Source organism: Dietzia sp. CQ4 (genome assembly GCF_014145125.1).
GTDB lineage: Bacteria > Actinomycetota > Actinomycetes > Mycobacteriales > Mycobacteriaceae > Dietzia > Dietzia natronolimnaea.
Genome location: NZ_JAALDZ010000326.1, coordinates 1 through 2,639, shown reverse-complemented (window position 1 = coordinate 2,639; position 2,639 = coordinate 1). Strand labels below are relative to the sequence as shown.

The window sequence follows — 2,639 nt, the reverse complement described above, 5'->3', positions numbered from 1 at the left end:
AACGAAGGGCGCGGCCGTCACCAACGCGGCGGCCAGCGCGATCCGGGTGGCACGTCGACGCCGCCAACCCCGCGGGGCTGTCGGAGACGTGAGGAGTCGGCGCAACTGGGTCCCCCGTCTGTCGGCACGCCGCCGGTGAGCGCGATGTGGGGGAGACCGTATCGGGGCGCCGGCAGCCAGCCGGGCCGCGTGCCGGGGGCCGGGCGGGCCCCTGTGGAGGAGCGGGGCCCTGTGGAGGAGGTGGGTCGGCTACCCGTTACGACGACGAGCCGGACGAGGAGCCCGACGACGAGGCGGAGCTCGACGACGACCCCGAGCCCGACGACGAACCCGAACCCGAGGTCGCTCCCGCCGACGAGCCCGAACCGGACTTGCCGGAGTCGGACGTGCCGGAGGAGGACTTCCCGGAGCCGCCCCCGGTCGTGGAACCCGACCCGGCGGCGCGGCTGTCCGTGCGGTAGAAGCCCGACCCCTTGAACACCACGCCGACCGTGTTGAACAACTTGCGCAGCTCACCGTCGCACTTCGGGCAGACAGTGAGCGAGTCCTCGGTGAAGGACTGCTGGATGTCGAAGGCGACGTCGCAGTCGCGGCACCGGTACGAATAGGTGGGCATCTGGCCTCCGGGGCAGAGTCGGATATCGACTGGCACTCTACCCTCCCGAGTGCCAGACGCTAAAAGTCGCGGACTCCGTGAGGGGTGACGACCCCGGTCACGGGCCGGTCGTGAGGCTCGGACGGGACGTGGTCGAGCACGTCCTCCGGATCCAGGACCGCCAGCAACCGGGTGTGCGGCCGGGCCAGGGCGAGCGTCCTGTCGTAGTAGCCGCCCCCGCGACCGAGCCTGGCGCCGGTGCGGTCGACGGCCACCGAGGGCACCAGGACGAGATCGGCGTCGGCGATCCGCCCCGGCCCCTCCGGCGCCGCGGACGGGACGGGGATGCCGAACCGTCCCGGCCGCAGGTCCGCCGGCCCGGCGTACGCCGCCCACCCGAGCGCGCCGACAGCGGGGGAGACAGGCAGGAGCACGTACGCCCCCGCCAGCGCGAGCGTCTCCGGCAGGTCAGGTCCGCCGGCCTCGGCGTCGTCGGGAACGAACGCGCAGACCACCATCCCCTCCGTCACCACGGAGGCCAGGTGGTCACGGATCGCCCGGTCACGCTCGGCGCGCACCGACGCGGGGACCGCCGCGCGACGCATCCGCACCGCACGGCGTACCGCGGACTTGTCCTGATCCATCACCCCAGTGTGCCGTCAGTGGTCCGGAGGTAGCGTCCCGGTCCGCCGTCTATGGTGTACGCCATGACGTCCACCGCCTCTCCTGACTCGCAGTTCCGGACCGCGATCGTTCCGGCCGCCGGCCTCGGGACCCGGTTCCTGCCCGCCACCAAGACCGTTCCCAAGGAGCTGCTCCCCGTGGTGGACACCCCGGGGATCGAGCTCATCGCCGAGGAGGCGACCGAGGCGGGAGCGGGTCGGCTCGCGATCGTGACCTCCGAGCGCAAGGTCGGCGTGATGGCGCACTTCTCCGAGGACCAGGTCCTCGAGGACACGCTGTCCGACCGGGGCAAGGACGTGCTGCTGCACAAGGTCCAGCGCGCCCCCGGGCTCATCGAGGTGGTGGACGTGCGCCAGGACGAGCCGCTGGGCCTCGGGCACGCGGTGGCGCAGGTGGAGTCGGTGCTCGGTGACGAGGAGCAGGCCGTGGCCGTGCTCCTGCCCGATGACCTGGTCCTGCCGTTCGGGATCCTGGGCCGGATGTCGCAGGTCCGGGCGGATCGCGGCGGCAGTGTCCTGTGCGCGTTCGAGGTGAGCCCCGAGGACGTCTCCTCCTACGGGGTGTTCGAGGTCTCCGACACGGACGACCCGGCCGTCAAGCAGGTGCTGGGCATGGTGGAGAAGCCGGCCGCCGAGGACGCGCCGTCCAACCTCGCGGCGGCCGGGCGGTACGTGCTCGACCGCGCGATCTTCGACGCGCTCCGGCGTATCGAGCCGGGCGCCGGCGGGGAACTGCAGCTCACCGACGCGATCGACCTGCTGATCAACGAGGGGCACCCGGTGCACGTGGTGGTCCACGACGGCACCAGGCACGATCTCGGCAATCCCGGCGGGTACATCAAGGCCTGCGTGGACTTCGCACTGGACAACCCGGCCTACGCCGACGAGTTGCGGGAGTGGCTGGAGGGCCGGCTCGGCCGCTGACGGCGCCGTCGCCGCGGAATGGCGCCGTCCGGGCGCTACCCTCTCCCACAGGGACCCGGTGGTCGGTCCGCCCGCTGTGGCGTGACACCGCTGCACGGTCAGCGACTTTCGTACGGGAAGGGGACACCTGGTGCGCTCCGTCGAGGAACAGCTCGCACTGGTGACGGCGGCCGCGGTCGCCCCGAGACCGGTACGCGTGTCGATCTCGGAGGCGCAGGGCCTGCTGTGTGCCGAGGAGGTGGTGGCCGAGCGCCCGTTGCCCTCGTTCGACCAGTCCGCGATCGACGGGTACGCGGTCCGCAGTGTCGACATCCGGGTCGGCGGCCCGGTCGATGACGCCGGGGACGCCTCCGGCGGGCCCGCCGGACTGCCCGTCGTGGGGAGGATCACCGCGGGATCCCGTCAACCGACCCGTCTGCAGCCCGGCCAGGTCGTCC

3 protein-coding genes and 1 pseudogene are annotated in these 2,639 nt (G+C 72.5%); 2 read left to right on the top strand and 2 right to left on the bottom strand.

The genetic code is table 11. The features are described from left to right. Positions 1-256 precede the first annotated feature (256 nt). Positions 257-616 carry an FmdB family zinc ribbon protein gene (locus G6031_RS16060; RefSeq protein ID WP_182653800.1) on the bottom strand — a complete coding sequence of 120 codons (360 nt, stop codon included), beginning with the start codon at positions 614-616 and terminating at the stop codon, positions 257-259. 59 nt (positions 617-675) lie between these two features. After that, positions 676-1,239 (bottom strand): 5-formyltetrahydrofolate cyclo-ligase, encoded by a 564-nt coding sequence (locus G6031_RS16055; protein ID WP_182653799.1) that lies wholly within the window; start codon positions 1,237-1,239, stop codon positions 676-678. Positions 1,240-1,302: 63 nt separating this feature from the next. Between G6031_RS16055 and G6031_RS16050 the strand changes: the two genes are divergently transcribed. Both G6031_RS16050 and G6031_RS16045 read left to right on the top strand, forming a co-directional pair. Beyond that, positions 1,303-2,202: a UTP--glucose-1-phosphate uridylyltransferase gene (locus tag G6031_RS16050; protein ID WP_179525835.1), complete on the top strand. Its 900-nt coding sequence runs from the start codon at positions 1,303-1,305 to the stop codon at positions 2,200-2,202. 130 nt (positions 2,203-2,332) lie between these two features. After that, positions 2,333-2,639, top strand: a pseudogene (locus G6031_RS16045) (molybdopterin molybdenumtransferase); the annotation flags it as partial.

Excerpts from the sequence above, each read along its gene's own strand:
- G6031_RS16060 (WP_182653800.1), bottom strand. The coding sequence starts at position 616 with ATGCCCACCTATTCGTACCGGTGCCGCGACTGCGACGTCGCCTTCGAC.
- G6031_RS16055 (WP_182653799.1), bottom strand. The coding sequence starts at position 1,239 with ATGGATCAGGACAAGTCCGCGGTACGCCGTGCGGTGCGGATGCGTCGC.
- G6031_RS16050 (WP_179525835.1), top strand. The coding sequence starts at position 1,303 with ATGACGTCCACCGCCTCTCCTGACTCGCAGTTCCGGACCGCGATCGTT.